At 63.4% G+C, this 23,934-nt stretch carries 26 protein-coding genes; 13 read left to right on the top strand and 13 right to left on the bottom strand.

What is annotated here, in order from left to right; translation table 11 throughout:
• Window positions 1-421: 421 nt before the first annotated feature.
• The 5 genes from ACHPFG_RS12880 to ACHPFG_RS12860 all read right to left on the bottom strand — a co-directional run bounded on the left by ACHPFG_RS12880 (window position 422) and on the right by ACHPFG_RS12860 (window position 4,437).
• On the bottom strand, window positions 422-1,843 hold the full coding sequence (locus ACHPFG_RS12880; RefSeq protein ID WP_339453524.1) for a cbb3-type cytochrome c oxidase subunit I: 1,422 nt from the start codon (window positions 1,841-1,843) through the stop codon (window positions 422-424).
• Window positions 1,844-1,846: 3 nt separating this feature from the next.
• On the bottom strand, window positions 1,847-2,287 hold the full coding sequence (locus ACHPFG_RS12875; RefSeq protein ID WP_027607193.1) for a c-type cytochrome: 441 nt from the start codon (window positions 2,285-2,287) through the stop codon (window positions 1,847-1,849).
• A 567-nt stretch (window positions 2,288-2,854) separates the two neighbouring features.
• Window positions 2,855-3,061, bottom strand: a complete 207-nt coding sequence (locus ACHPFG_RS12870; protein ID WP_408013597.1) for a cytochrome C oxidase subunit IV family protein — start codon at window positions 3,059-3,061, stop codon at window positions 2,855-2,857.
• Window positions 3,062-3,104: 43 nt separating this feature from the next.
• On the bottom strand, window positions 3,105-3,677 hold the full coding sequence (locus tag ACHPFG_RS12865; RefSeq protein ID WP_431702856.1) for a cytochrome c oxidase subunit 3: 573 nt from the start codon (window positions 3,675-3,677) through the stop codon (window positions 3,105-3,107).
• Window positions 3,661-4,437 carry a CbbQ/NirQ/NorQ/GpvN family protein gene (locus tag ACHPFG_RS12860; protein WP_431702854.1) on the bottom strand — a complete coding sequence of 259 codons (777 nt, stop codon included), beginning with the start codon at window positions 4,435-4,437 and terminating at the stop codon, window positions 3,661-3,663. The genes ACHPFG_RS12865 and ACHPFG_RS12860 overlap by 17 nt, the downstream gene beginning before the upstream one ends.
• A 300-nt stretch (window positions 4,438-4,737) precedes the next feature.
• On the opposite strand from ACHPFG_RS12860, the gene nirS reads away from it, so the two are divergent.
• Genes nirS through ACHPFG_RS12805 form a run of 11 tightly spaced genes read left to right on the top strand, consistent with a single transcriptional unit; the run spans window position 4,738 to window position 13,557 of the window.
• Window positions 4,738-6,306 carry a nitrite reductase gene (gene nirS, locus ACHPFG_RS12855; protein WP_237683199.1) on the top strand — a complete coding sequence of 523 codons (1,569 nt, stop codon included), beginning with the start codon at window positions 4,738-4,740 and terminating at the stop codon, window positions 6,304-6,306.
• Window positions 6,307-6,330: 24 nt separating this feature from the next.
• Window positions 6,331-6,645: a c-type cytochrome gene (locus tag ACHPFG_RS12850; RefSeq protein ID WP_431702852.1), complete on the top strand. Its 315-nt coding sequence runs from the start codon at window positions 6,331-6,333 to the stop codon at window positions 6,643-6,645.
• Between the two features lie 16 nt (window positions 6,646-6,661).
• Window positions 6,662-6,979, top strand: a complete 318-nt coding sequence (locus tag ACHPFG_RS12845) for a c-type cytochrome (RefSeq protein WP_175539109.1) — start codon at window positions 6,662-6,664, stop codon at window positions 6,977-6,979.
• Window positions 6,976-8,145 carry a cytochrome D1 domain-containing protein gene (locus ACHPFG_RS12840; protein WP_431702850.1) on the top strand — a complete coding sequence of 390 codons (1,170 nt, stop codon included), beginning with the start codon at window positions 6,976-6,978 and terminating at the stop codon, window positions 8,143-8,145. Before ACHPFG_RS12845 ends, ACHPFG_RS12840 begins: the two co-directional genes overlap by 4 nt.
• Before the next feature lies 1 nt (window position 8,146).
• Complete coding sequence (locus ACHPFG_RS12835; RefSeq protein WP_431702848.1) at window positions 8,147-8,605, top strand: Lrp/AsnC family transcriptional regulator; 459 nt, start codon at window positions 8,147-8,149, stop codon at window positions 8,603-8,605.
• Window positions 8,602-9,117 carry a siroheme decarboxylase subunit beta gene (gene ahbB, locus ACHPFG_RS12830; protein WP_431702846.1) on the top strand — a complete coding sequence of 172 codons (516 nt, stop codon included), beginning with the start codon at window positions 8,602-8,604 and terminating at the stop codon, window positions 9,115-9,117. Before ACHPFG_RS12835 ends, ahbB (ACHPFG_RS12830) begins: the two co-directional genes overlap by 4 nt.
• The gene (locus tag ACHPFG_RS12825; protein ID WP_431702844.1) at window positions 9,110-9,553 is read left to right on the top strand and encodes an Lrp/AsnC family transcriptional regulator; all 444 of its coding nucleotides are present in this window, start codon (window positions 9,110-9,112) and stop codon (window positions 9,551-9,553) included. Before ahbB (ACHPFG_RS12830) ends, ACHPFG_RS12825 begins: the two co-directional genes overlap by 8 nt.
• On the top strand, window positions 9,528-10,037 hold the full coding sequence (ahbB, locus tag ACHPFG_RS12820; protein WP_431702842.1) for a siroheme decarboxylase subunit beta: 510 nt from the start codon (window positions 9,528-9,530) through the stop codon (window positions 10,035-10,037). The genes ACHPFG_RS12825 and ahbB (ACHPFG_RS12820) overlap by 26 nt, the downstream gene beginning before the upstream one ends.
• Window positions 10,038-10,040: 3 nt before the next feature.
• Window positions 10,041-11,222: a heme d1 biosynthesis radical SAM protein NirJ gene (nirJ, locus tag ACHPFG_RS12815; protein ID WP_431702840.1), complete on the top strand. Its 1,182-nt coding sequence runs from the start codon at window positions 10,041-10,043 to the stop codon at window positions 11,220-11,222.
• A gap of 44 nt (window positions 11,223-11,266) precedes the next feature.
• Window positions 11,267-12,106, top strand: coding sequence for a uroporphyrinogen-III C-methyltransferase (gene cobA, locus ACHPFG_RS12810; RefSeq protein WP_431702838.1), 840 nt, complete (start codon window positions 11,267-11,269; stop codon window positions 12,104-12,106).
• Window positions 12,103-13,557, top strand: a complete 1,455-nt coding sequence (locus ACHPFG_RS12805) for a cytochrome D1 domain-containing protein (RefSeq protein WP_431702836.1) — start codon at window positions 12,103-12,105, stop codon at window positions 13,555-13,557. Before cobA ends, ACHPFG_RS12805 begins: the two co-directional genes overlap by 4 nt.
• Window positions 13,558-14,069: 512 nt before the next feature.
• Here ACHPFG_RS12805 and hemN read toward each other — a convergent pair.
• The 6 genes from hemN to ACHPFG_RS12775 form a co-directional block, all read right to left on the bottom strand.
• Window positions 14,070-15,455 carry an oxygen-independent coproporphyrinogen III oxidase gene (hemN, locus tag ACHPFG_RS12800; protein WP_431702834.1) on the bottom strand — a complete coding sequence of 462 codons (1,386 nt, stop codon included), beginning with the start codon at window positions 15,453-15,455 and terminating at the stop codon, window positions 14,070-14,072.
• Window positions 15,442-16,761 carry a coproporphyrinogen III oxidase gene (locus ACHPFG_RS12795; protein WP_431702833.1) on the bottom strand — a complete coding sequence of 440 codons (1,320 nt, stop codon included), beginning with the start codon at window positions 16,759-16,761 and terminating at the stop codon, window positions 15,442-15,444. Before ACHPFG_RS12795 ends, hemN begins: the two co-directional genes overlap by 14 nt.
• Before the next feature lie 77 nt (window positions 16,762-16,838).
• Window positions 16,839-17,282 carry a hypothetical protein gene (locus ACHPFG_RS12790; RefSeq protein WP_431702831.1) on the bottom strand — a complete coding sequence of 148 codons (444 nt, stop codon included), beginning with the start codon at window positions 17,280-17,282 and terminating at the stop codon, window positions 16,839-16,841.
• 95 nt (window positions 17,283-17,377) lie between these two features.
• The gene (locus tag ACHPFG_RS12785) at window positions 17,378-18,694 is read right to left on the bottom strand and encodes an OprD family outer membrane porin (RefSeq protein ID WP_431702829.1); all 1,317 of its coding nucleotides are present in this window, start codon (window positions 18,692-18,694) and stop codon (window positions 17,378-17,380) included.
• A 181-nt stretch (window positions 18,695-18,875) separates the two neighbouring features.
• Complete coding sequence (locus tag ACHPFG_RS12780; RefSeq protein ID WP_431702827.1) at window positions 18,876-19,421, bottom strand: putative natural product biosynthesis protein; 546 nt, start codon at window positions 19,419-19,421, stop codon at window positions 18,876-18,878.
• Window positions 19,422-19,483: 62 nt separating this feature from the next.
• On the bottom strand, window positions 19,484-19,867 hold the full coding sequence (locus ACHPFG_RS12775) for a DUF2946 domain-containing protein (protein ID WP_431702825.1): 384 nt from the start codon (window positions 19,865-19,867) through the stop codon (window positions 19,484-19,486).
• A gap of 181 nt (window positions 19,868-20,048) precedes the next feature.
• Between ACHPFG_RS12775 and ACHPFG_RS12770 the strand changes: the two genes are divergently transcribed.
• Together ACHPFG_RS12770 and ACHPFG_RS12765 are read left to right on the top strand one after the other, a co-directional pair.
• Window positions 20,049-20,654, top strand: coding sequence for an SCO family protein (locus ACHPFG_RS12770; protein WP_131699929.1), 606 nt, complete (start codon window positions 20,049-20,051; stop codon window positions 20,652-20,654).
• On the top strand, window positions 20,654-21,121 hold the full coding sequence (locus ACHPFG_RS12765; RefSeq protein ID WP_431702823.1) for a copper chaperone PCu(A)C: 468 nt from the start codon (window positions 20,654-20,656) through the stop codon (window positions 21,119-21,121). Before ACHPFG_RS12770 ends, ACHPFG_RS12765 begins: the two co-directional genes overlap by 1 nt.
• A gap of 5 nt (window positions 21,122-21,126) precedes the next feature.
• Here ACHPFG_RS12765 and ACHPFG_RS12760 read toward each other — a convergent pair whose 3' ends face one another.
• Complete coding sequence (locus ACHPFG_RS12760; protein WP_431702821.1) at window positions 21,127-22,071, bottom strand: hypothetical protein; 945 nt, start codon at window positions 22,069-22,071, stop codon at window positions 21,127-21,129.
• Complete coding sequence (locus ACHPFG_RS12755; RefSeq protein ID WP_339543238.1) at window positions 22,040-23,929, bottom strand: filamentous hemagglutinin N-terminal domain-containing protein; 1,890 nt, start codon at window positions 23,927-23,929, stop codon at window positions 22,040-22,042. Before ACHPFG_RS12755 ends, ACHPFG_RS12760 begins: the two co-directional genes overlap by 32 nt.
• Window positions 23,930-23,934 lie beyond the last annotated feature (5 nt).

The following is a 23,934-nucleotide window of genomic DNA, read 5'->3' as shown; positions in this document are numbered from 1 at the left end:
AAAGTAACCAAAAGGGCTCTTGCCCCAACACTCGGCACCTCGCCTAGGCTCGGTGTGCCCGAACGCAGGCTTGAATCCGTGGCTAACCCGGCGTCCTGCCGGGTTACCCACGGATTCAAGCCTGCGTTCGGCCAGCGTGTTTGACGGGGCGCCCAGGATCAAGATCAAAAGCCAGAGCAAAAGCAGACCGAGGTCCATCTGATATATGGAGATCCAAATGTGGGAGGGGCGGTGCGACGATTCGACTTGCCCCCGATAGCGCCGGGTCAGTTAAAAAATAAGTGACTGACACTCCCTCATCGGGGGCAAGCCCCTCCCACATTTACCGAGTACACCAGACCCAACTCCGGTCGGCCCAAAGGCCGCTGAGAAAAATTGTCTAGACACTTATGGGCCCCGATGAGATTGGACCGCGTTACCTTCAGTAGACGATCGGCACCGGTGCTCCAGCCATCCGGGCGCGTTGCCGGAAGCTGCACAGGTAGCAGACCAGCCCAAGCAGGAACACCACCCCACTGACCAACCGTGCCCAGAACAGCCCCTGCAAATGCTCCACCGTGGCCATGAACGGCAAGGCCACCCCGTCCACCTGCCAGCGTTGCAGCCAGACTTGCACGGCCCCGGCGGCGGTGAGGAACAGCGTGATCATCACCATCGACAGCACCATCATCCAGAAGCCCCAGATTTCGAGGGTTTGCGAACGCGCGTCCGGCGCTTCACCGATACCGCGCAGGCGTGGCATGGCGTAGCTGATCAGTGTCATCACGATCATTGCGTAGGCACCGAAGAACGCCAGGTGCCCGTGGGCGGCGGTGAGTTGGGTGCCGTGGGTGTAGAAGTTGACCGGTGCCAGGGTGTGCAGGAAACCCCATACGCCCGCGCCGAAGAACGCCGTGACCGTGGTGCCCTTCGCCCACAACGTGGCCGCGCGGTTGGGGTGCTGGCGCCGACGTTGCTTCACCATGGTGAAGGCGAACATCACCATCGCCAGGAACGGCAGCGGCTCCAGGGCCGAGAAGATCGAACCGACCCACAGCCACACCTCGGGCGCACCGATCCAGAAGAAGTGGTGACCGGTGCCGATGATCCCAGTGATCAAGGCCATGGCGATGATCACGTACAGCCATTTCTCCACCACTTCGCGGTCGACGCCGGTGACCTTGATCAGCACGAAAGCCAGCATCGAGCCCATGATCAGTTCCCACACGCCTTCGACCCACAGATGCACCACCCACCACCAGTAGAACTTGTCCCGCGCCAGGTTGCCGGGGTTGTAGAAGGAGAACAGGAAGAACACCGCGAGGCCTATCAGCCCGGTCATCATCACCATGCTGACGGTGGTCTTGCGGCCCTTGAGCAGGGTCATGCCGATGTTGTACAGAAAGCCCAGGCACACCACGACGATGCCCATTTTGGTAATGGTCGGTTGCTCCAGGAACTCGCGCCCCATGGTCGGCAGCAGTTCGTTGTGGGTCAACTTGGCCAGCGCCGCATAGGGCACCAGCAGATAGCCGAGGATGGTCAACACCCCGGCGGCGGCGAACACCCAGAACAGAATGATCGCCAGTTTCGGGCTGTGCAGCTCGCGTTCGGCCTCCTCGGGTATCAGGTAGTAGGCCGCGCCCATAAAGCCGAACAGCAGCCACACGATCAGCAGGTTGGTGTGAACCATCCGTGCCACGTTGAAGGGGATCAACGGGAACAGAAAGTCGCCGATGACGTATTGCAGGCCCATGATCAAACCGAACAGCACCTGACCGAGAAACAGGATCAGGGCGAACACAAAGTAGGGTTTGGCCACGGCCTGGGATTGGAATTTCAAGTATGGATTGGCACTGCGCATGGCTCAGCCCTCCTTGTTCGGTGGCCAGTTATTGGTATTGATCTTCGAGCTCCATTTGAGGAACTCGGCCATATCGTCCACCTCCTGGTCACTGAGATTGAATTGCGGCATGGCCCGCCGCCCCGGTACACCCAGGGGCTGCATCTTCATCCAGGCATGCAGGAACGGCTTGAACCCTTCTTCGCCGCCCCGGCGCTTGAACACATTGCCCAGTTCCGGCGCGAAATAAGCGCCCTCGCCCAGCAAGGTGTGGCAGCCGACGCAGTTGTTGCGCTCCCAGACGCCTTTGCCGCGAACGACAGATTCGGTGAGTTGGTCGACGTTGCTGCGGGCGGGAAAGGTTTGTTCGGTGTGGTAGGTCAGGGCCAGGAAAATCAGGAAGAAGAACACGCTTCCTCCGAAGTAGATATTCCTGGCCATGCCCTTGGTGAAGGTCTCTGACATGGTCGCTTCCTCATTGCTTGGCCAGGGGATGATAGGGAGGTGGGGGGTGGAAACTGCTTGATGGCGATCAAGAAATGTTGATGGTTTTGGTGGGGTATTTTTTTGGGGGGGGGTGGGTTGGGTACATATCCGTTATTTAGGTAACGGCGGCTTAGGGTTCCGCCCTTACGGCGGGTCACTTTTGGAAAAGAGCCCCAAAAGTAACCAAAAGGGCTCTTGCCCCAACACTCGGCACCTCGCTTAGGCTCGGTGTGCCCAGGATCAAGATCAAAAGCAGAGCAAAAGCCCGAGCAAAAGCAGAGCAAAAGCAGAGCAAAAGCAGAGCAAAAGCAGAGCAAAAGCAGGCTGAGGCCTACCTGCTGGATGGAGATCCAAATGTGGGAGGGGGCTTGCTCCCGATGAGGGTGGGTCAGTGATACATGAGTTGACTGACTCACCGCTATCGGGGGCAAGCCCCCTCCCACATTTTTTACCGAGTACATCAGACCCAACACCGGTCGGCTCTAAGGCCGTTGCGGCTTGGATTTTGATCTGGAGTGAGGGCATACCGAGCCTCGTAAGCAGCCGCTACGCAAATAACGGATATGTACTCAGTAAAGCGACCACAACCACCCCCCACCCCAGCATCAAAAATCTCCACAACACTGGCCCACGCCGCAATTCCATAAACCCATCCACAATCACCCACCCCTTGACCACCGCCAGCAACAACACCCCCCACCACAACCCGGATGCCCCCGTCAGCACAGTGCCAACGCTCAGCACCACCAACATCAGCCAACACAGGATCAGCGTCTGGGAACCCGTCATACACACCTCAGCGAATCACATAGACCAGCGGAAACAGCACCACCCACACCAGATCCACCATGTGCCAATACAGCACCCCGGATTCCAACCCGCTCAAGCCCGGCACCCGGTAAGCCCGCTGCCAACAGCGCAACGCCAGCCCCCCCAGAATCACCATCCCCAGCAGCACATGCAGGAAATGAAACCCCGTGAGTATCCAGTACAAGGTGAAAAACGTGCTGTGCTCCAGGCCCAGTCCGGCAGCGCCCAGGTGGGCGTACTCGGTGAGTTTGATCGCCACATACACCAGCGCCACCAACAACGCCCCCATCAACAAGCAAGCGCCCCGACGCGAATGCCCCAAACGCACCTGCTGCACAGCCAACGCTGCCAACAAGCCTGCGGTCAGCAGGCTCAAGGTCATCGCCAACCCCGTCGAGGTATCCAGCTGTGCGCGTCCGGCGGCAAACAGCTCGGGCTTGAGCACCTGGGTCACGGCAAATGCCAGGATCAGGATCGCAAACACCGACAGTTCAGCGAGGATGAAGAACCACATTGCCAGGTCGCCTGGCAGGCGGCGCGGTTCAGGCAAAGTGCACATCCACCACGTCCATCAGCGCGGCGACGATCTGCGGGTCGTCGCTCAAGGGTTCGGCCAGACAGGCCAGGCAGGCTTCGCGCGGGCTCATGCCGGCGCCGATCAAACGGGCGGTGAAGATCAGCAGCCGCGTCGACGCCACCTCCTCCAGATCATGCTGATCAAGCCGACGTAACGCCTGGCCCAGGCGCACGATCTGGGCGGCCAGCGCTGAATCCACACCGGCCTCACGGGCAACGATGCGTTCCTCGTCGGCCACCGGCGGGTAACCAAAACGCATCGCTACAAAGCGCTGGCGCGTGCTGGGTTTCATGCCCTTGAGCAGGTTCTGGTAGCCGGGGTTGTACGACACCACCAGCATGAACGACGACGGCGCCTTGAGCACTTCGCCGGTGCGTTCCAGGAACAGTTCGCGGCGTTCATCGGCAATCGGGTGCAGCACCACGGCGGTGTCCTGGCGCGCTTCGACGACTTCGTCGAGGTAGCAGATCCCGCCTTCGCGCACGGCGCGGGTCAGCGGGCCGTCCTGCCACCAGGTGCCGTCGGTACCGATCAGGTGGCGGCCGAGCAAGTCGGCGGCGCTGAGGTCGTCGTGGCAGGCCACGGTGTACAGCGGCAGGTTCAGGCGGTGCGCCATGTGTTGCACGAAGCGCGTCTTGCCACAGCCCGTGGGGCCTTTGATCAGCACCGGCAGGTGGTGGCGCCAGGCGTGTTCGAACAGCTGCTGTTCGTTGTCCTGCGGTTGGTAGAAGGGCTCGGTCATTACGCGTACTCGCAACGGGTTCGGCCCCCACGCTAAGGGCCCCTGCGACAACCTGGCAAGCACGTGCAACGGCAAACTTGATCGCCGTCAAGCGAGCATTGCGTCGCTGCAACATAGTCTTGCCTGGCACTAAGAACCTGCGCTCTACCCCGCCTTCGCCGGGCATCGCAAAGGTCTTGCCTGAGGAGATATGGAATGCTGACTCGCAACAGAAAACCCTGGGTCCTGAGTCTTGCCAGCCTGAGCTGCGCCCTGGCCCTCGCATTGCCCATCAACGCCCATGGCGACGCGCCGGCCGGGATGGTGAAAAGCCCCGGCGCGCCGGACATCAGCCAGGCTGAGTTCGACGCCTCCAAGCAGATTTACTTCGAACGCTGCGCCGGCTGCCACGGTGTGTTGCGCAAAGGCGCCACTGGCAAGCCGCTGACACCGGACATCACCCAGGCCCGTGGCCAAGCTTATCTGGAAGCGCTGATCACCTACGGCTCCCCGGCCGGCATGCCCAACTGGGGCACGTCCAACGCGCTGACCAAGGCGCAGATCACCAGCATGGCCACCTTCATCCAGCACACCGCGCCCACCCCGCCGGAATGGGGCATGGCCGAAACCCTCAAGACCTGGAAAGTGCTGGTCAAGCCCGAAGACCGGCCGAAAAAACAACTGAACACGCTCAACCTGCAAAACCTGTTCTCGGTCACCCTGCGCGACGACGGCAAGATCGCCCTGGTGGACGGCGACACCAAGCAGATCATCAAGCTGATCGACACCGGTTACGCCGTGCATATCTCGCGTATCTCCGCGTCTGGACGCTACCTGCTGGTGATCGGCCGCGATGCCAAGATCGACATGATCGACCTGTGGCCCCTGGAGCCGACCAAAGTCGCCGAGATCAAGGTGGGCATCGAGGCGCGCTCGGTGGAGACTTCGAAGTTCAAGGGCTATGAAGACAAGTACGCGATTGCCGGTTCCTACTGGCCGCCGCAGTTCACCATCATGGATGGCGAAACCCTGGAGCCCAGGCAGATCGTGTCCACGCGGGGCATGACCGTCGATAAGCAGGAATACCACCCCGAACCCCGCGTGGCGGCAATCATCGCCTCCCACGAGTGGCCGGAGTTCATCGTCAATATCAAGGAAACCGGCAAGGTGATGCTGGTCAATTACCAGGACATCAAGAACCTCACCATCACCACCATCGACGCCGCGCCGTTCCTGCATGACGGCGGCTGGGACAGCACCCACCGCTACTTCATGACTGCCGCGAACAACTCCAACAAGGTCGCGGTGATCGACTCCAAGGAGCGCAAGCTCACCGCGTTGGTAGAGGTCGGCAAGACCCCGCACCCTGGCCGTGGCGCCAACTTCAATCACCCAAAATATGGGCCGGTATGGGCCACCAGCCACCTGGGCGACGGCGGTATTTCGGTGATCGGCACCGACCCGGTCAAGCACCCGCAATACGCCTGGAAACAGGTGGAATCCCTCAAGGGCCAGGGCGGCGGTTCGCTGTTTATCAAGACCCACCCCAACTCCCATCACCTGTACGTCGACACCACCCTCAACCCCGACGCCAAGCTCAGCCAGTCGGTAGCGGTGTTCGACATCAACCAGCTGGACAAGGGCTACACCGTGCTGCCGATTGCCGAGTATTCGGGCATCAAGCAAGGCGCGCTGCGGGTGGTGCAACCGGAATACAACAAGGCCGGTGACGAGGTGTGGTTCTCGGTGTGGAACGGCCAGACCGAAGAGTCGGCGCTGGTGGTGATCGATGACAAGACCTTGAAGCTCAAGCAAGTGATCCGCGACAAGCGCCTGATCACGCCGACTGGGAAATTCAACGTCTACAACACCCAACACGACATTTATTGAGCCCCATCAACACGAGGTCACCGAATGAAAAATATTCTCCTCGCACTGCTGGCGTCCGCCGCTGCGCTCGGCCTGCAACCGGTGTTGGCACAAGACGGTCCTGGGTTGTTCAACAGCAAACCCTGTGTGGGCTGCCACATGATCGACGGCAAACTGGTGGGGCCGGCCTTGAAGGACGTCGCCGCCAAGAATGCCGGTGTGAAGGACGCCGCCACCACCCTGGCCGGCCATATCAAGAACGGTACCCAGGGCAACTGGGGGCCGGTCCCGATGCCGCCGAACCAGGTCACCGATGATGAAGCCAAGGTGTTGGCCGATTGGGTCCTGACCTTGAAATAAGCGTAAGGAGCACGCCATGCAAGCATCGATGATCGGTACGGCCATGGCGCTGCTCTTGCTGATTCCCGCGCGGGCAGCGGCCACCCCGGACGCTGCCCGTCTTGAACACCTGTTGACCCAGGATTGCGGGGCCTGTCATGGCCTGCACCTCACCGGCGGCCTGGGCCCGGCGCTCACACCGCAAGCCCTCGCCGACCACAGCCGCGACAGCCTGATCGCCACCGTGACCTACGGCCGCCCTGCCCGCGCCATGCCGGGTTGGGGCCCGCTGCTCAGTGCCGGCGATATTGCCTGGCTGGTCGATCGCCTTTTGCAAGGAAGCCCCCCACCATGATGCGACCCACCCTGTTATCCCTGTGCCTGTTGCTGGGCGCCTGCGCCCAACCCACGTTGCGCGGCAGCGGCGACCTGGGCCTGGTGATCGAACGCGCCAGCGGCAGCGTGCAGATTATCGAGAGCACCGGCATGACCGAACTGGCCCGTATCGAGGGGCTGGGCGACCTGTCCCACGCCTCGGCGGTGTTTTCCCGCGACCAGCGCTATGCCTATGTGTTTGCCCGCGATGGCGGGCTGACCAAGATCGACCTGCTGCGCCAACGCATCGAGCGGCGCATCGTCCAGGGCGGCAACAGCATCGGCGGCGCCATCAGCCAGGATGGGCGCTTGATCGCCGTGTCCAATTACGTGCCGGGCGGGGTCAAGGTGTTCGATGCAGAAGACCTGACCCTCATCGCCGACATCCCCGCGACCGCAATGGCCGATGGCAAGCGCTCGCGGGTGGTCGGCCTGGTGGATGCGCCCGGCCAGCGCTTCGTGTTCAGCCTGTTCGACACCGGCGAGATCTGGAGCGCCGACTTCAGCCACGGCAACCTGCCGCGCATCACCCGCTTCAAGGACGTCGGCGAGCAACCCTACGACGCGCTGATCACCGCCGACGGCCGCTACTACATGGCCGGGCTGTTCGGTGAAGACGGCATGGCCCAGCTCGACCTGTGGCACCCGCAGCGCGGCGTGGTGCGCGTGCTCAAGGACTATGGGCGCGGCCAGGCCAAGCTGCCCGTGTACAAGATGCCCCACCTGGAAGGCTGGGCCGTCGCCGACGACCAGGCGTTCGTGCCGGCGGTGGGACGCCACCAGGTGCTGGTGATGGACGCACGCACCTGGCGGCAGACGGCGGCGATCCCGGTGGCCGGGCAGCCGATTTTCGTCACTGCACGCCCCGACGGGCGCCAGCTGTGGGTCAACTTTGCCTACCCGGACAACGACCGGGTGCAGGTGCTCGACACCGAAACCCACCAGGTGGTCGCCGACCTGCGCCCCGGCCCCGGTGTGTTGCACATGGAATTCACCGGGCGCGGCGAGCAACTGTGGCTGTCGGTGCGCGACGGCGAACAGTTGCAAGTGTGGGACCCGTACCACCTGACCCTAATGAAAACCTTGCCGGCCCAGAGTCCCAGCGGGATTTTCTTCAGCCTGCGCGCGCAAAAGATGGGGTATTGAAATGGATCTTGATTCGCTCAGCCAGCAATTGATTGAACGCTTCCAGCACGGCATGCCGCTGTGCGCCGAGCCCTACCGCGAAATGGCCCAGGTGCTGGGTTGCAGCACGGCCGAGGTAATGGCCTGCCTGCAACGCCTGGAACTGGCCGGCGCGTTGTCGCGCATCGGCCCGGTGTTCGAACACACCCGCGCCGGCGCCAGTACCCTGGCCGCCCTGGCGGTGCCGATCGAGCGCCTGGAACAGGTGGCCGCGCGGGTCAGCCAGTACCCAGAGGTCAATCACAACTATGCCCGCGAGCATCATTACAACCTGTGGTTCGTGCTCACCGGGCCTCACCGCCAGCACCTGCAGCAGATCCTCGACGAGCTGGAGAAAGACACCGGTCTCACTCCGCTGGACCTGCCGATGCTCACCGCCTATCGCATCGACCTTGGATTTTCCCTCGGAGAGCGGCCGTGATCGCGCCCCTGAACCACGAGCAGATGCTCGATCTGCGCCAGTGCCTGGAGCGCGGTCTGCCCATCGTCGTGCGGCCCTACGACGAGCTCGCCGAGCAGATCGGCGCCCACCACGATCAGGTGCTGCGACAGATGCAGCAATGGCACGACCAGGGTCTGTTCCGCCGCGTGGGCCTGGTGCTCAATCACCGCGCCCTGGGCTATGTGGCCAACGCCATGCTGGTGCTGGATGTGCCGGACGCGCTGGTTGATGAGGTCGGTGCGCGCCTGGGCCGCGCGCCCGGCGTGAACCTGTGTTACCAGCGCCCGCGGCGCCTGCCGCAGTGGCGCTACAACCTGTTCTGCATGGTCCACGGCCGTGAGCGCGCGGTGGTCGAGGCGCAGATCCAGGCGTTGCTGGAACAGCATCTGCTCAGCGACCTTCCCCACCAGCTGCTGTTCAGCACCCGCGCCTTCAAGCAATGCGGCGGGCGTTTCGCGCCGCCACCGTCGCAGGTATGGGCCCATGGATGAACTGGATCGGCGATTGATCAATCGCCTGCAACATGGCCTGCCGCTGGTGCGCCAGCCCTGGCAACAGGTGGCAGAGGAACTGCACAGCCATCCGAGTGAACTGCTCGACCGCTTGTATGCCCTGCTCGAAGACGGCGTACTCACGCGCTTCGGCCCGATGTTCGACATCGAGCGTCTCGGCGGCGCCTTCACCCTGGCCGCGCTGGCTGTACCGGAGGGGCAATTTGACGCGGTCGCCGAACAGCTCAACGCCCTGCCCCAGGTGGCCCACAACTACCGCCGCGAACACCGCTGGAACATGTGGTTCGTGCTGGCCTGCGCCACCGCGCAGGAGCTGGCCGATACCCTGTCGCGCATCGAGGCCCTGACCGGGTTGGCGGTGCTCAATCTGCCGAAGGAGCACACCTACCATGTCGGTTTGTATTTCCCGGTCTGACAACACCCTGGCCCTGCAGCTGGTCGCCCTCACCCAAAGCGGCCTGCCGCTGGTGGAGGCCCCTTGGGCCTGGCTCGCCGAGCAGTTGGGCATCAGCGTCGAATCGACCCTCGACCTGCTCAAGCGCCTGCAGGCCGAAGGCGCGATCCGGCGTATCGCCGCCGTGCCCAACCACTACCGCCTGGGCTATCGGCATAACGGCATGACCGTGTGGGATGTGGCCGATGTGCACCTGCCGCGCCTGGGTGAACTGCTCGGTGCCCAGCCGTTTGTCAGCCATTGCTACCGGCGCCCCCGGCGCCCGGACTGGCCCTACAACCTGTTCGCCATGGTGCATGGCCGCAGCCGCGAAGAAATCGACAGCTACCGCGAGCACCTGCGCTTCCTGTTGGGGGAGGCCTGCCGCGCCGACGAGATGCTGGTGAGCAGCCGCATCCTGAAAAAGACCGGCCTGCGCCTGACGCCGGCGCACTCAAAGGAATAGCCCATGCTGCGAATCAGTCAGTACCTGCGCACCCTCGCCGGTCAATGCCCGCCGCCGCGCACCTCGCCCCCTGGCAATGAGCGGCCGCCGGTGGTGATCTGGAACCTGCTGCGGCGCTGCAACCTCACCTGCAAACACTGCTACGCCACCAGTGCCGACAGCGTGTTTCGCGATGAACTCGACACCCCGGCAGCGCTGCGGGTGATCGACGATTTGCACGACGCCGGGGTTCGCGTGTTGATCCTCTCCGGGGGCGAGCCGCTGCTGCGCGAAGACCTCTTCGAGCTCAGCGCCTATGCCCGCGATAAAGGTTTTTTCGTCGCACTGTCGACTAACGGCACGCTGATCGATGAGCACAACATCCAACAGATCGCCGACGCGCGCTTCGACTACGTGGGTATCAGCATCGACGGCCTGGAAGCGACCCACGATGCCTTTCGCCAACTGCACGGCAGTTTCCAGCGCTCCATGCACGCCATCCGCCTGTGCCGCGAGGCCGGGATTCGCGTGGGCCTGCGCACCACCCTGACCCAGGACAACCATGGGCAGTTACCGCAACTGCTGACGCTGATGCGCACCTTTGACGTGCAGAAGTTCTACCTGTCGCACCTCAACTACAGCGGGCGCGGCAAGCGCAGCCGCCAACTGGATGCGCACCGGCAGATGAGCCGCGAAGCCATGGCGCTGATTTTCCAGCAGGCCTGGCGCGATATTCAAAACGGCGTGGACAGCGATTTCGTCAGCGGCAACAACGACGCCGACGCCGTGCTGTTGCTGCAATGGGTGCACCAGCACCTGCCCGAACATTACCCGCAGCTTGAGCACCTGCTGCATGCCTGGGGCGGCAATGCCTCGGGCAGCGGCATCGCCAACATCGACAACACCGGCGAGGTGCACCCGGACACCTATTGGTGGCAGCAGTCGGTGGGCAATGTGCGCAACGCCACCTTCCGCCAGCTCTGGCTGGAGCAGCCCGACCCGTTACTGCTGCGCCTGCGCGAACACCCGCGCCGCCTCGGCGGGCGATGTGCCGAGTGCCGCTGGCTGCCGATCTGCAATGGCAATACGCGCACCCGCGCGTGGGCCGATGGCGACCTCTGGGGCCCGGACCCCGGTTGCTACTTCAGCGACGCCGAGATCGCCTGCCAGCCGCCCACCCTGATCCCTTGCTCGACCACCCGGTGACACAACCGGGGGCCGCCTACCTGATGATGAACCAAGGACGTCGCATGCACACTTCAACTGCCCATTCTTCCACTGGCCTGCCGGCCAGTTTGCACAGTCCCCTGCACCCCGGCGAAGTCGCCTTGGTGGGCGCCGGTCCCGGTGACCCGCGCCTGTTGACCCTGCGCGCCTGGAGCCTGCTGATGCAGGCCGACGCGGTGGTGTTCGACCGGCTGATCAGCGCCGAATTGCTGGCGCTGATCCCACTGACCTGCGCCCGCCATTACGTGGGCAAGGCCAGCGGCTGTCACAGCCTGCCCCAGGATCAACTCAACGAACTGCTCGCCGAGCTGGCCGACGAGGGCCAACGGGTGGTGCGCCTCAAGGGCGGCGACCCGTTTATCTTCGGGCGCGGCGCCGAGGAACTGGAGTACCTGCTCGCGCGCGGTATCCCGTGCCAGGTGGTACCCGGCATCACCGCCGCCTCCGGGTGCAGTGCCTATGCCGGCATCCCGCTGACCCATCGCGACCTGGTCAATTCGTGCCGTTTCGTCACCGGCCACCTGCAGCGCGACGGCGCCTTGAAACTGCCATGGGCCAGCCTGGCCGAGCCGAGCCAGACGCTGGTGTTCTACATGGGCCTGTCGAACCTCGCGCTGATCGCCGAACATCTGGTGGCGGCCGGTTTGCCCGGGGATACACCGGCCGCCCTGATCAGCAATGGCGCACGCGCCGACCAGCACGTCGCCCGTGGCACCCTGCGCCAGTTGCCCACAATGGCCGCCGACTGCGAACCCGGCGTGCCGACGCTGACGGTGATCGGCCACGTCGTCAGCCTGTTTGCCGGCGCCGCCCTGCACTTCCCGGCCAGCCTGGCACCGGCCCGTGAAGCGGTGGCGGTATGAAACGCCTGCTGCTGGTGCCGCTGCTCTGGGCGACGGCCGCGCACGGTACGCCGGCGCAGGATTACCGCCAGTATTGCGAAAGCTGCCATGGGCTGAATCGCATCGGAGCCACCGGCCCGGCGCTGCTCCCGGAAAGCCTGGGACGGATCAAGCCGGAAGAAGTGCGCAAGGTCATCGAAAACGGCCGGCCCGCCAGCCAGATGGCCGCGTTCGCGCCGCAACTGAGTGCCGCGCAGATGGATGGGCTGGCTGAGTTTCTGCAACAGCCGCCGGATTCACCGGCGACGTGGAACGAGCATGACATCCGCAACAGCCACAGCGTGCTGGCGGACCTGCGCCAATTGCCGAGCACGCCACAGCATCACGCCGACCCGCTCAACCTGTTTGTGGTGGTGGAATCCGGCGACCATCACATGGATATTCTCGACGGCGACACCTTTGCCGTGCTGGACCGTTTCCCCACTCACTTCGCGGTGCACGGCGGGCCGAAATTCTCCCCGGACGGACGCTTTGTGTACTTCGCCTCGCGGGACGGCTGGATCAGCCAATACGACCTGCACAACCTCAAGCTGATCGCCGAAATCCGCGTAGGCCTCAACACCCGCAACCTGGCGGTGAGCAAGGATGGCCGCTGGGTGCTGGCGGGCAATTACCTGCCGGGCAACCTGGTGCTGCTGGATGCGCGTGACCTGTCGCTGGTCAAGACCCTGGACACCGGCTCACGGGTCAGTGCGGTGTACACCGCGCCACCGCGCAACAGCTTTATCGTCGCGCTCAAGGACGTGAACGAGGTCTGGGAATTGTCCTATGCAGACGCCCGCCCCAGTTTCGAGCCCCGGCGCATCCAGGCCCAGGACGTGCTCGACGACTTCTCGTTCTCACCCGACTACCGGCAACTGATCGCCACCTCACGCAAGGCCGGCGGCGGCCAGGTGATCGACCTGGACAGCGGCCGCGTGGTCACCGACATCCCGCTCTCCGGCATGCCGCACCTGGGCTCGGGGACGTACTGGCAACGCAACGGGCAATGGGTGTTTGCCACGCCGAATATCAGCAAGGGGCAAATCTCGGTGATCGACCTCAAGACCTGGACCCTGATCAAACAGATCCCCACCCTTGGACCGGGCTTTTTCATGCGCAGCCATGTGAACTCGCGCTATGTGTGGAGCGACGTGTTTTTTGGGCCGGACAATGATGCGATTCACCTGATCGACAAGCAGACCCTTGAGATCGCCCACACTCTGAGGCCGGTGCCGGGCAAGACGGCGGCCCATGTGGAATTCACCCGGGATGGGCGGTATGTGTTGCTGAGCATCTGGGCCACGGAAGGGGCGTTGATTGTGTATGACAGCCAGACGCTCGAAGAGGTGAAGCGCATTCCCATGAATAAGCCGTCGGGCAAGTACAACGTGGGCAATAAGGTTGAGTTTGCGGAAGGGACGTCGCATTGAACACTGGTGACAGGCTGGAAGCAGCCAGCTCGTAGAGCGCATGGGCACCGCTGATCCCCTGTGGGAGATGTCGAGCTTCAGCGAGGCTTCGATGGCGGCGGCACAGTTGATAGAGGTGCTGGCTGACCCACCGCTATCGGGAGCAAGTCGAATCGTCGCACCGCCCCTCCCACATTTGATCGTGGTTGGCAGGTAGAAAAAGTCTGGCCGTAGATCTGATGGGCACCGCTGATCCCTGTGGGAGATGTCGAGCTTTAGCGAAGCTTCGATGGCGGCGGCACAGTTGATAGAGGTGCTGGCTGACCCACCGCTATCGGGAGCAAGCCCCCTCCCACATTTGAGCTCGGTTGGCAGTTGGGAAGTTGCCCGGCTGTAGATCTCGTGGGCACCGCTGGTCACCTGTGGGAGATGTCGAGCTTTAGCGAGGCTTCGATGGCGGCGGTACAGTTGATAGAGATATTGGCTGACATACCGCTATCGGGGGCAAGCCCCTCCCACATTTAGCCTGTGTATCAGACGGTGCGGGAGAATTGGCCTTTGTGTGCGCCGCCCAGGTAGGCGTCGAAGGCCATGGCCACGCTGCGTACCATCAGTTGACCTTTGGGCAGCAGTTGCAGCGCGTCGTCCTGGACCAGCAATAACCCGTCCGCCACTTGCTCGTCCAACTGCGTCAACGCTTGGGCAAAATAGTCGTTGAAACGAATGCCGTGGGCCGCTTCGACCTGGGCGACATCGACGCGGCCGTCGCACATCAGGCCATTGATCACCTCGCGACGCAGTGCGTCGTCGGGGTTGAGCCGGTAACCGCGTTGCACCGGCAACATGCCCGCATCGATGCGCGCGTAGTACTGGGACAGCTCCTTGACGCTCTGGCTGTAGCTGTCGCCGACCTTGCCGATGGCCGACACGCCCAGGCCAATCAGGTCGCAATCGGCGTGGGTGGAGTAGCCCTGGAAGTTACGTTGCAGGCTGCCGTTGACGCGGGCCAGTGCCAGTTCATCGTCGGGCAGGGCGAAATGGTCCATGCCGATGTAGACATACCCGGCTTCGGTAAGGCGGCGGATGGTCAGTTCCAGCAGTTCCAGCTTGCGTGCCGGCGGTGGCATGTCTTCGGGGCGGATCATGCGCTGGGCGCGGATCTGGCTTGGCAGGTGCGCGTAGCTGTAGGCGGCCACGCGGTCGGGGCGCAGGGCAATCAGCTTGCTCAGGGTCACGTCGAAGCTGGCCACGGTTTGCAGGGGCAGACCGTAGATCAGGTCGACACTCACCGATTTGAAGCGTGCCTCGCGGGCCGCGGCCACCAGTTGCAGGATCTGCGCTTCGCTTTGCACGCGATTCACGGCGGCCTGTACGTCGGGGTCGAAGTCCTGCACGCCGAAGCTCAGCCGATTAAAGCCCAGCCGGCGCAGGGTGTTGATGCGTTCGACGCTGATGGTGCGCGGGTCGACCTCGATGGAGAACTCATGGGCATCGCTGTCATCCAGGCTGAAGTTGTCCGCCAGGCAGGCCATCAGTTCGGCCAGTTGCGCATCGTCCAGATACGTCGGTGTACCGCCGCCCAGGTGCAATTGGGTCAGGCGTCGCGAGCGCTCGAACAGCGCGCCCTGCATCTGGATCTCGCGCTTGAGGTACGCCACATACTCGACGGCGCGGTGGGTCTTGCGGGTGATGATCTTGTGGCAGCCGCAGTAGTAGCAAAGGCTCTGGCAGAACGGAATATGGATGTACACCGACAACGCCTTGGGCGCGGCGAGTTGGTGACTGGCGCGCACGGCCTGGTGATAGTCGTCCAGGGCAAACGCGCTGGTGAACTGCGGCGCGGTCGGGTACGAGGTGTAGCGCGGCCCCGGGCGGTCGTATTTGTGCACCAGGGCACGGTCGAATTCAAACGCCGTCATGGTCGATCACCTCGTCGTTGGCGCTGACGGGCGTGGCGAGCGCCGCCCGTTCGAACAATGCGCAGATGGCATCCACCTGAGGCAGCCCCGCGGGCAGCAGCCAGATAAACGTAGGCGACAACTCGAGCAGCCCGTCGCGGTGCAAGGCCTCCAGCAGCGGCCAGAGGTTGGCGAAATAACGCCTGAATACCAGGCCGTAACGCCGCTCCACCGCCTGGATATTCAGTTCCAGGTCACAGGCCAGGCGTTCGGCGACATGCAGGCGCACCGGGTCGGCCGCCTCGCGAAACCAGCCTCGGCACGTGGCCGGTTGACCATTGGCCAACTGCTCACGGTAGTGCGGCAGGACCGCCGTGTTCTGCGCGCACAGTGTGTCGATCTGACTGATCGCGCCCAGGCCAAAGCCGATGTGGTCGCAGTAGCCGTGCAGGGTAAAGCCTTCGCAGTTACGGCTGAGGCGACCGCGCTCCTGGGCCTGTTTGAGGTCATCGTCGGCGCGGGCGAACTGCCCCAGGCCGATGTAGTGATACCCCGCGGCGGCCAGGTGCTCAAAGCCGCTGCGGCGCATCGCGCTCTTATCCGCCGCGCTGCAAAACGCCTGGGGTTGCCGGCCCTGGTAGCGCACCGGTGGCTGGGCGTAATCGAACAGTTGCAGGCGGTCGGGCTCAAGGGCAATAAGGCTGGCCAGTTTCAGCTCGAAACTGGCCGGCGTCTGCCAGGCATGGCCGTACCCGAGGTCGATGTTCACCGAGCGAAAGCCGAAGGTGCGCGCCGCATCCACCAGCGACTCGATGGGCGCCGGGTCCTGGTACCGCGCCTGGCACTGCGGGTCATCGCGGCGGGCGTCCGGCACGCCGATGCTGGCGTGGTTGAACCCCTGTTCGCGCAGCAGGCCCAGGGTCGCCCAGTCCATGTGCCAGGGGTCGAGGTCGATACGGTAGTCGCCACGGTCGTGGTCGAAAAAGTTGAAGCGGCTGTGCAGGTGTTCCAACAATGTGCGCACCTGCTCGATCGTCGGTGTGGTGCCGCGCAGGTGAAAGTGTTCGACCGGTTGGCGCAGGCCGAGCTGGCAGCCGATCAACTGGATTTCCTGGGCGAGGCTGTGCAGGTAGTCGGAGCCGGCGTCAGCTGCCGGCCAATGCAGGTTCAACGCCAGGGGCCGCTGGCGCTGGCGGCTGTCGCGCAGGGCGCGCAGCAGGTCGAGGGAACCGACGCCGGCATGGAAGCGGCGCGTGTCCGTCTGGCAGGCCAGGTCCAACACGCCCTGATCCTGACGAAAGCGGGTGGGATGAAGATGGGTGCGCATGACGGACTCCGGAGCGGGCGGCGGTGGTCCATTGTCCGGTGCGACCGTGCCGGGCACCTTGATGTGCATCAAGGTCGTTACCAGCTCAGGTAAAACATGCCCTTGGCCAGCAGCACAATGGCGACCATGTGCGCGAACAGGCTCAGGTGAATGAAGCGGCTGTAGCGCGCACTGACCTTGCCCCAGCGCATCCGCGCCATGGTGACCAGAAAGTGCAGCAGCACACTCGCGGCCAGGATCAACTTGAGGCCCAGCAACGTGCCGAACGAGGACGCCAACGGTGCCGACAACGCCGGCAGGTAACGCAGCCAGACCATGCCAAGCCCGGCGCCGAACAGCACCAGTAACACCCACGGCATCAGCACCCGGGCCCGCCGGGCGACGCCCTGCTCCACCAGCACCATCACCCGAACCGGCAAATGCTGGTGCAGGTGCCCCAGGATCAGTACTTCGAAGAACACCGTGCCGATAAAAATCAACGCGGCGAACAGATGGGCCAATAACAACAGGAGGTAGAGCATGGGAGCCTCGCAGAGGGACCGGCCGTCGGGAGTCCAGTGTGCGGGCTGGCGCACGGGGCGGCCTTGATGCCGATCAAGCGTTGCTCCTGCCTGGCTTACAGCAACGGCAGGCTGTAGCTGACGATCAGCCGCGTCTCATCCTTGTCGGCGGTGTCATTGCCGCGCAGCACAGCGCTGCGCCAAGTCAGGCCCAGGCCCTTGAACGTACCCGTGGGGATCACGTAGTCGACACGCAAATCGCGCTCCCACTCGCTGTTGTCGCGACGCGCCGCACGGATGTTGCTGCCGTGGATATAGGTCACGCTCGACTTCAGGCCCGGCATTCCCAGGCCGGTAAAGTCATAGGTGTAGTTACCCACCGTGGCCTGTTCGCCGGCGTTGACGAACTTCAGCGACTGGGCATTGGTGATCAGGTACAGCGAACGACCCTGGCCCTGGTTGATGTGGGGGAAGTCACTTTCGCCGGTGGTTTTCTGATACCCCAGGCCCACGGAATGCCCGTACACGCCATAGGTCAACATCGCGCTCCACAGGCGGTTGTCGACCTTGCCCGAGTTGACGCCCGGCGCGTAATACCCGGAACTCACATAGCCTTCACCGCGCCCGGCGGCGCTGCCGTTCTTGCCGTCGGGGGTGCTGTAGAAGTAACGCAGATCGGTCTTGAGCTGCCCCACCGGCAACTGCCAGTTGTGCACCAGGCCGACAAAATGTTGTTGGTAGAAATTCTCCAGGGTCGCGTAGTAGTACTGCACTTGCAGTTGCTTGCTGACGGCGTAATCCACCCCGCCGTAGTAGAACTGATTGCTGAACGTGCCCTTGGCCGGGTCGTTGGCACCGGCGATCGACATGCCCTGGCCGTTGCTGGAGTTACGGTCGAGCACCTGCTCCATTTTGCCGGCGATCAGGTTGAAGTCCTTAAGGTCCTTGGAGTCGACCTGATAGCCACGGAACGTCTGCGGCAACAAGCGGCCGTCTTCGGACATCAGCACCGGCATCTTCGGCACCAAGGTGCCGACCTTGAGCTGGGTTTGTGAGATGCGCACCTTGCCGGTGGCGCCGGTCTTGCTGAAGTCATTGGCAGCCTTGCCATCGGACAACGGGAAGACGCTGCCGGGGGTGTTGTCTTCACCGGCCTTGCCGGCGCGCCCCGAGGCGTCCAGGCGCAGGCCATACAGCGCTTGCAGGTCCAGGCCGAAGCCCACCAGGCCATCGGTGAAACCGGACTGGTAGTTGAACATGAAGGCCTGGCCCCACTCCTTGTCCGACGGTGCCCTGGTGTTACGGGTGTCCTGGTTGTAATAGAAATTGCGCAGGTCGAGGGTGGCTTTGCTGTCATCGATAAAACCCGATGCAGCCGCCTGCTGCGCGGCGCCGAGGGAGACGGCGAGCGCCAGGCACGTGGTGTGTTTCATGAAGGCTCCGTGAAGTGATTGAGGCGACCCCGTTACAGCCCAACCCTGTTGTTTGTCGGTCGGGTGGTGCTGCATTCAACGGGTGCGCGCACGGTATAGCCTTGGGCCTTGGGGAAACAGCCGCTAAAACCGTCAATCACTTTTGCGGTTTACGTAACAATCCCGTTCCACTGTGCAGCGCTCAAGGCACCGGCAACCAGCCCTGGAATACCCCTGGGGAGGCGAGCGGACACCAGGCAAAATCCCATTCCGTGGCAGGGAGTGCCTGTTGTTCGGCGGCGAGAATGCGCGCGCCCTTCCAATCGAACACCGTCAAGCCTTGCCAGGCCAGGACCACCCCCTGGGCCTGGCTGTCATCCGTACTGATCCAACGCGCCGCCGCGGCGGCCATGAAGGTTTCGATGGGTTCTTCATCAATCCGCCCGCGATACGGCGACGCCAGCAGCCAACGGCACACGTTCAGGTGCCAGGTCCAGTCCTGGGCCGGCTGGTTGCGATAGGCCCAGGTCATGAAGCTGCGAAACAGGTTCAGACCCTCGGGCGGGTCGAGCTTGAGCAGCGTCGGGCAGATGTCGAACACGGTGTGCCAATACGGCAACAGGCGTGCATCCAGGTGCACAAAGCAGCGGGCATTGCTGGGGTAGTCCGGGCGTGCCGGTTCCACGCGCGGGCGGCGGGACGCCTGGCTGACCAGGCGGCTGGCGCCTGCAGGCAAGTGATGGTTCATAAAGCGCACTCACAGTCGTGACGATAGAACGCCCCCTGGTCACAGGAGGCCCAAGGCACACGTCAGAATGCGGGGGATGCGCGGGGGTTGGCCGAGGGCCAGGAATAACGCGGCGGCGCCTTGTTGCGCCGCTCTTGGGCCGGGCGTGGGGTTTGCCCCAGGCCCAGCAACCAGGCCAGGCCGATCAGGAACACCAGCGCGACGGTCACGGCGTTGCACACCGGGCAGGCAAAGTAGTTCGAGATGTTACTGGAAGACGGCGCGCCCAGCCCTTTGTCGGAAAGTGGTGCCTGTTGGCCATCCACCGCGCAGAACGCGCCACCGATCCCATTGAGCTGCTGGCCCATCATCTGGCCATGGCCCAAACCGCACACGAACAGGTTCATCAGCACGCAGAAGTACAGGGTCCAGACGATCAGGGAACGGTCGAGGTGGCTCGATTTCATGGCGGCGACTCTACCACCAGCGCCGCAAAAGGATGAAATTCGGTGTGCCCCTGTGGCAGAACGTCGCAGATTACGCGGGCTGGCCAGGGTTGGTAGACTTGGCGCCCTCCTCGTTTACTCCTATTCAAAGCCTGCCGAGTTGATTTCGCGCAATGCGGGCGTTTCACAGGATGCACCATTGATGAGTACGTTATTCACCCGCCGCAAGGTCCTGACCGGCATGGGCCTGTTGGGTCTGGGCCTGCTGGCCGGTTGTGACAACAGCCCCAGATTGAACTTCAAGTACGGCAAGGACTTGAGCGACAAGATCATGGGCCGCACCTTCAAGCTCAAGAACACCGAAGGCGACACTGTCACGCTCAGTTCCTACCGTGGCCTGATGCCGGTGGTGTTCTTCGGTTTCACCCAGTGCCCGGCCGTGTGCCCGACCACGCTGGCCCGCGCCGCCCAGGCCAAGAAGCTGATGGGCCGTGACGGCGAGATCATGCAGGTGATCTTTATCACCCTGGACCCGGAACGCGACACGCCGGAGATTCTCGACAAGTACGTCAAGGCCTTCGACCCCAGCTTTGAAGCGCTGTACGGCACCCCGGAAGAAATCGCCGTGGCCGCCAAGGAGTTCGGGATCTTTTATGAAAAGATCCCCGCCGGCGACACCTACACCCTGTCCCACACGGCCACCAGTTTTGTCTTCGACACCCGTGGCAACCTGCGCCTGGGTTTGCAGGCATCCCTTACCGCTAAAGAGTGCGCAGAAGACCTGCTCACCGTCATGGAGGTCTGCTAATGACTGCCGTTCAACACCTCAAGCGCTTCACCTTTGGCCTGACCCTGCTGGGCCTCGCCGCCCACGCCAGTGCCCAGGTGCAAGTGACCGACGCCTGGGTGCGCGCCTCGGTGCCGGGCCAGCCGTCCAGCGGCGCGTTCATGACCGTGACCGCCGACAGCGACAGCAAGCTGCTCAGCGTGGCCTCGCCGGTGGCCAAGGACGTGCAGATCCATGAAATGAGCATGAAGGACGACGTGATGCGCATGGGCCCGGTGGACTCGGTGGCCCTGCCGGCGGGCAAGGCGGTCAAGCTTGACCCGGACGGTTACCACGTAATGCTGATGGGCCTGACCGGGCAGATCAAGGAAGGCGACCAGGTGCCGCTGACCCTGACGGTGCAGGACGCCAAGGGCGAGAAGCAGACCGTTGAGGTCCAGGCCAAGGCGCGTGGGCTGGATGGCATGGACCATAGCAAGATGCATTGATGGGCTCAGCGCACCTCGCAATCAACGGTACCCGCTCGGCTGGCGCTGGCCGGAGAGCCCGGCGGCCCAAAAGATTGGTTGAATACGGTCGGTGGGACGAACGAAATGCCGGGGTTCTTCGGCACCGCCACAGGAGGTGTGGTGAAGCTCGGCGTGAATCCGAACTGGCCGGCTTTGACATCCAGCGTGCCGCCCCTGTTAGTTAAGTAGATCTGCCCGTCGAGAACCTGCACGTATAAACCTGGCACCTGCATTGGCAGCGAGGGCAGACTGGACGGAGCGGGCACAAACGTCACCGCAAGCGAAGCCCTGCCTTGCGCCGCCCATGACTCCGCCGAAGCCAGGACATTGGCCAGGCGATAGACATAGCGCGCCGAAACCGCAGCGACAAAGGCCGTGTAAGAGGTATCAGCCTGCCCGGCCGATGACGCCAACCCCGCCGCCAGGCTGTTCAGCCGGGACGAAGCACGCGTAGCCACGACTGCCGCCGGCTGGTAAAACACCACCACGCTGGCCGATTGCAGGCCGATCCGGCCGCCGGGCGTGATCAACGTCGAGCGATCCTGGCTGCGCTCGCCCAGCAACCCGCCATCGGAGCGCAACCCGCCCTGTTTCAGGGTGAACATTGCGGCATCAGCGCCAGGCGTATTCACGTCGTAGGCAAACGCGTCCACGCTGAGCACGGTCCCCGGTTGCAAGGTCAACAGGCTGTCGTCGCCCAGGCGCACTTGCGCGTAGCCCTTACCCTGGGTCGACAAGGTATCGCCGACTTCCACCAGCGACTGCTCGCCCAGCACGCGCATGCTGCCGTCGAGTTTCTTGACGAACAACGGCCCGCTCAGATGAATCACGGTACCGGCCACGGGGGCGGCCTGAACCCAGGTCGCTGCACTCAGCAGTGTCAGCAACAGCAATGCGTTAATTGCAGTACTGCTTTTTAACAGGTTCATGTGTAGTGCCCTGGTCAGTGGAGAGTTCTATCTTGTCTTCCTGCGTTTTAGCCGGTGTTGAAATGCCCGGCTTTTTTCCACCGGAAATACCGGAGGAGGTAGTGTCCATGACTGAGGAGAACGACACGTTCACGGTCTTAATTAACTGATTCATTGCTGTTTGCACCGGCTTGTTCGGCTCACTCGCCGTCGGCGGCGACAGCACCTGGCACAACGCTGAGTTCGGCGCCAACGTACACATATCTGAGCGGGGCGGCACTGCGACAGGCACCGGATTCTCGACCGGCGGCCGGTCGACGTCAGTGATCGTCAAGCGACCGCCAGCAGTTGGCTGCCCCTCGGTAAACACCCTCCCTCTGCCGCTGGCCGTGCCCGCACCGTCATGGTTGGCGGCCAGGGTGATATCCCCACTGAACTGGATCAGCGAATTGACATGGATGTCGTTGCCCGCCTGGGCCGTAAGGCCGACACCAGTGTTGGTGTTGTTGACGCCTGTGTAGAACGTGATGTCGTGGGTGGCTTGCAACAACACATTGGAGGTCGCGTTGGACAGCAGGTCGGCATCGATTTCACTGTCTGTGCCCGGCGCATTGGCGAAGGCCGCCACGTCCCCCAGGGACGCCGAAGGGCCGGACAGGAACGAGGTGACTAGGATATTCGCCGGGTCCAACTGCCAGAAGCCCGCTGTGCCGTTGGCCGCGCGCGTGTCGACCCGTGCACCCGCCACATCGAGGAAATGCCCGGACGTCTCGACCAGGCCGCCCTTGCCCGAGGCCGCCCCGCCGCGGGCCGACAGCGTGCCGTAGACGCGCGCGGTGTCAGTGCCCCACACGATGATCTTGCCGCCGTCGCCACTGGCCAGGGCGTCGGCGGAAATTCGCGCCTCCTGGCTCACATAACTTTGTTTGGCATTCAGGACGGCCGGGTTCTTGCCCTGGTAGTCACCGCCAATCAGCACCCGGCCACCGCCGCGTTGGCCGCTGGCATCGATGCGCGCATTGCCCATTACGCCGACCTGCTCGCCCAGCACCTGGATGTCGCCGCCGCAATCAACGCCCGTGGCGGTGGTGCTGCTACCGGCTTCGAGCAAGGTGGTGCGGCTGGACTTGAGCACCACCTTGCCGTTGGCGCCGACCACGGCACTGTTGGCGTTCAGCGTGCCGCGCTGGTTGACCAGCGCGCCGTAGATACCAATGTTGCCGCCCTGGGCGATCACGGTGCCCAGGTTCAGCGCCTGGTCCTGTTCCGCCGACACCACCACGTGCATGCCCGGATTAGTGGAGTCCACCAACTGCACCGAGTGCCCCGCCGCCAGCACCGTTTCGCCCTGGGGCGTGGTGATGATGCCGGTGTTGTTCACGTCCGGAGCGATCAGGTACACCTGGCCCCCCGACGGCGTGGTAATCGCGCCCTGGTTGCTGACCTGGCCAGCCGGCCCGTCAGCGGAGAAACGTCGGTTGCCCGAGAGGAAGTCCGCGTTGGAAATCGCCAGGCTCGACGCCACCAGGCCGCCGACATTGATCTGCGCACCGGCACCAAACACGATGCCGTTGGGGTTGATCAGGAACACCCGCCCGTTGGACTGCAAGGTGCCGAGGATCACGCTGGGGTCCTGGCCGGTGATGCGGTTGAGCACGCTGCTGTTGCTGCTCTGTTGCAGAAAACGCACCAGCTCGCCCTGGGCGATGGAAAAGCTCGACCAGTTGATGATTGCATTGGGGCTGTTGGTGACGCTCAGGGTGTTGCCATCCTGGGTGAATGTCACCTGGCCGTTGACGATCACCGGGTTGACCGGGGCCGCCGCCGCGCTGGTTGCCATCACCAGGGAGAGCGCCATCAAGGTAAGTTTGAATGTCATGGCAC

This window comes from Pseudomonas sp. BR20 (genome assembly GCF_050780135.1).
Taxonomy (GTDB): Bacteria; Pseudomonadota; Gammaproteobacteria; order Pseudomonadales; family Pseudomonadaceae; genus Aquipseudomonas.
Note: the sequence above shows the minus strand (reverse complement) of the source record. Positions and strands in the feature narration are given on the sequence as shown.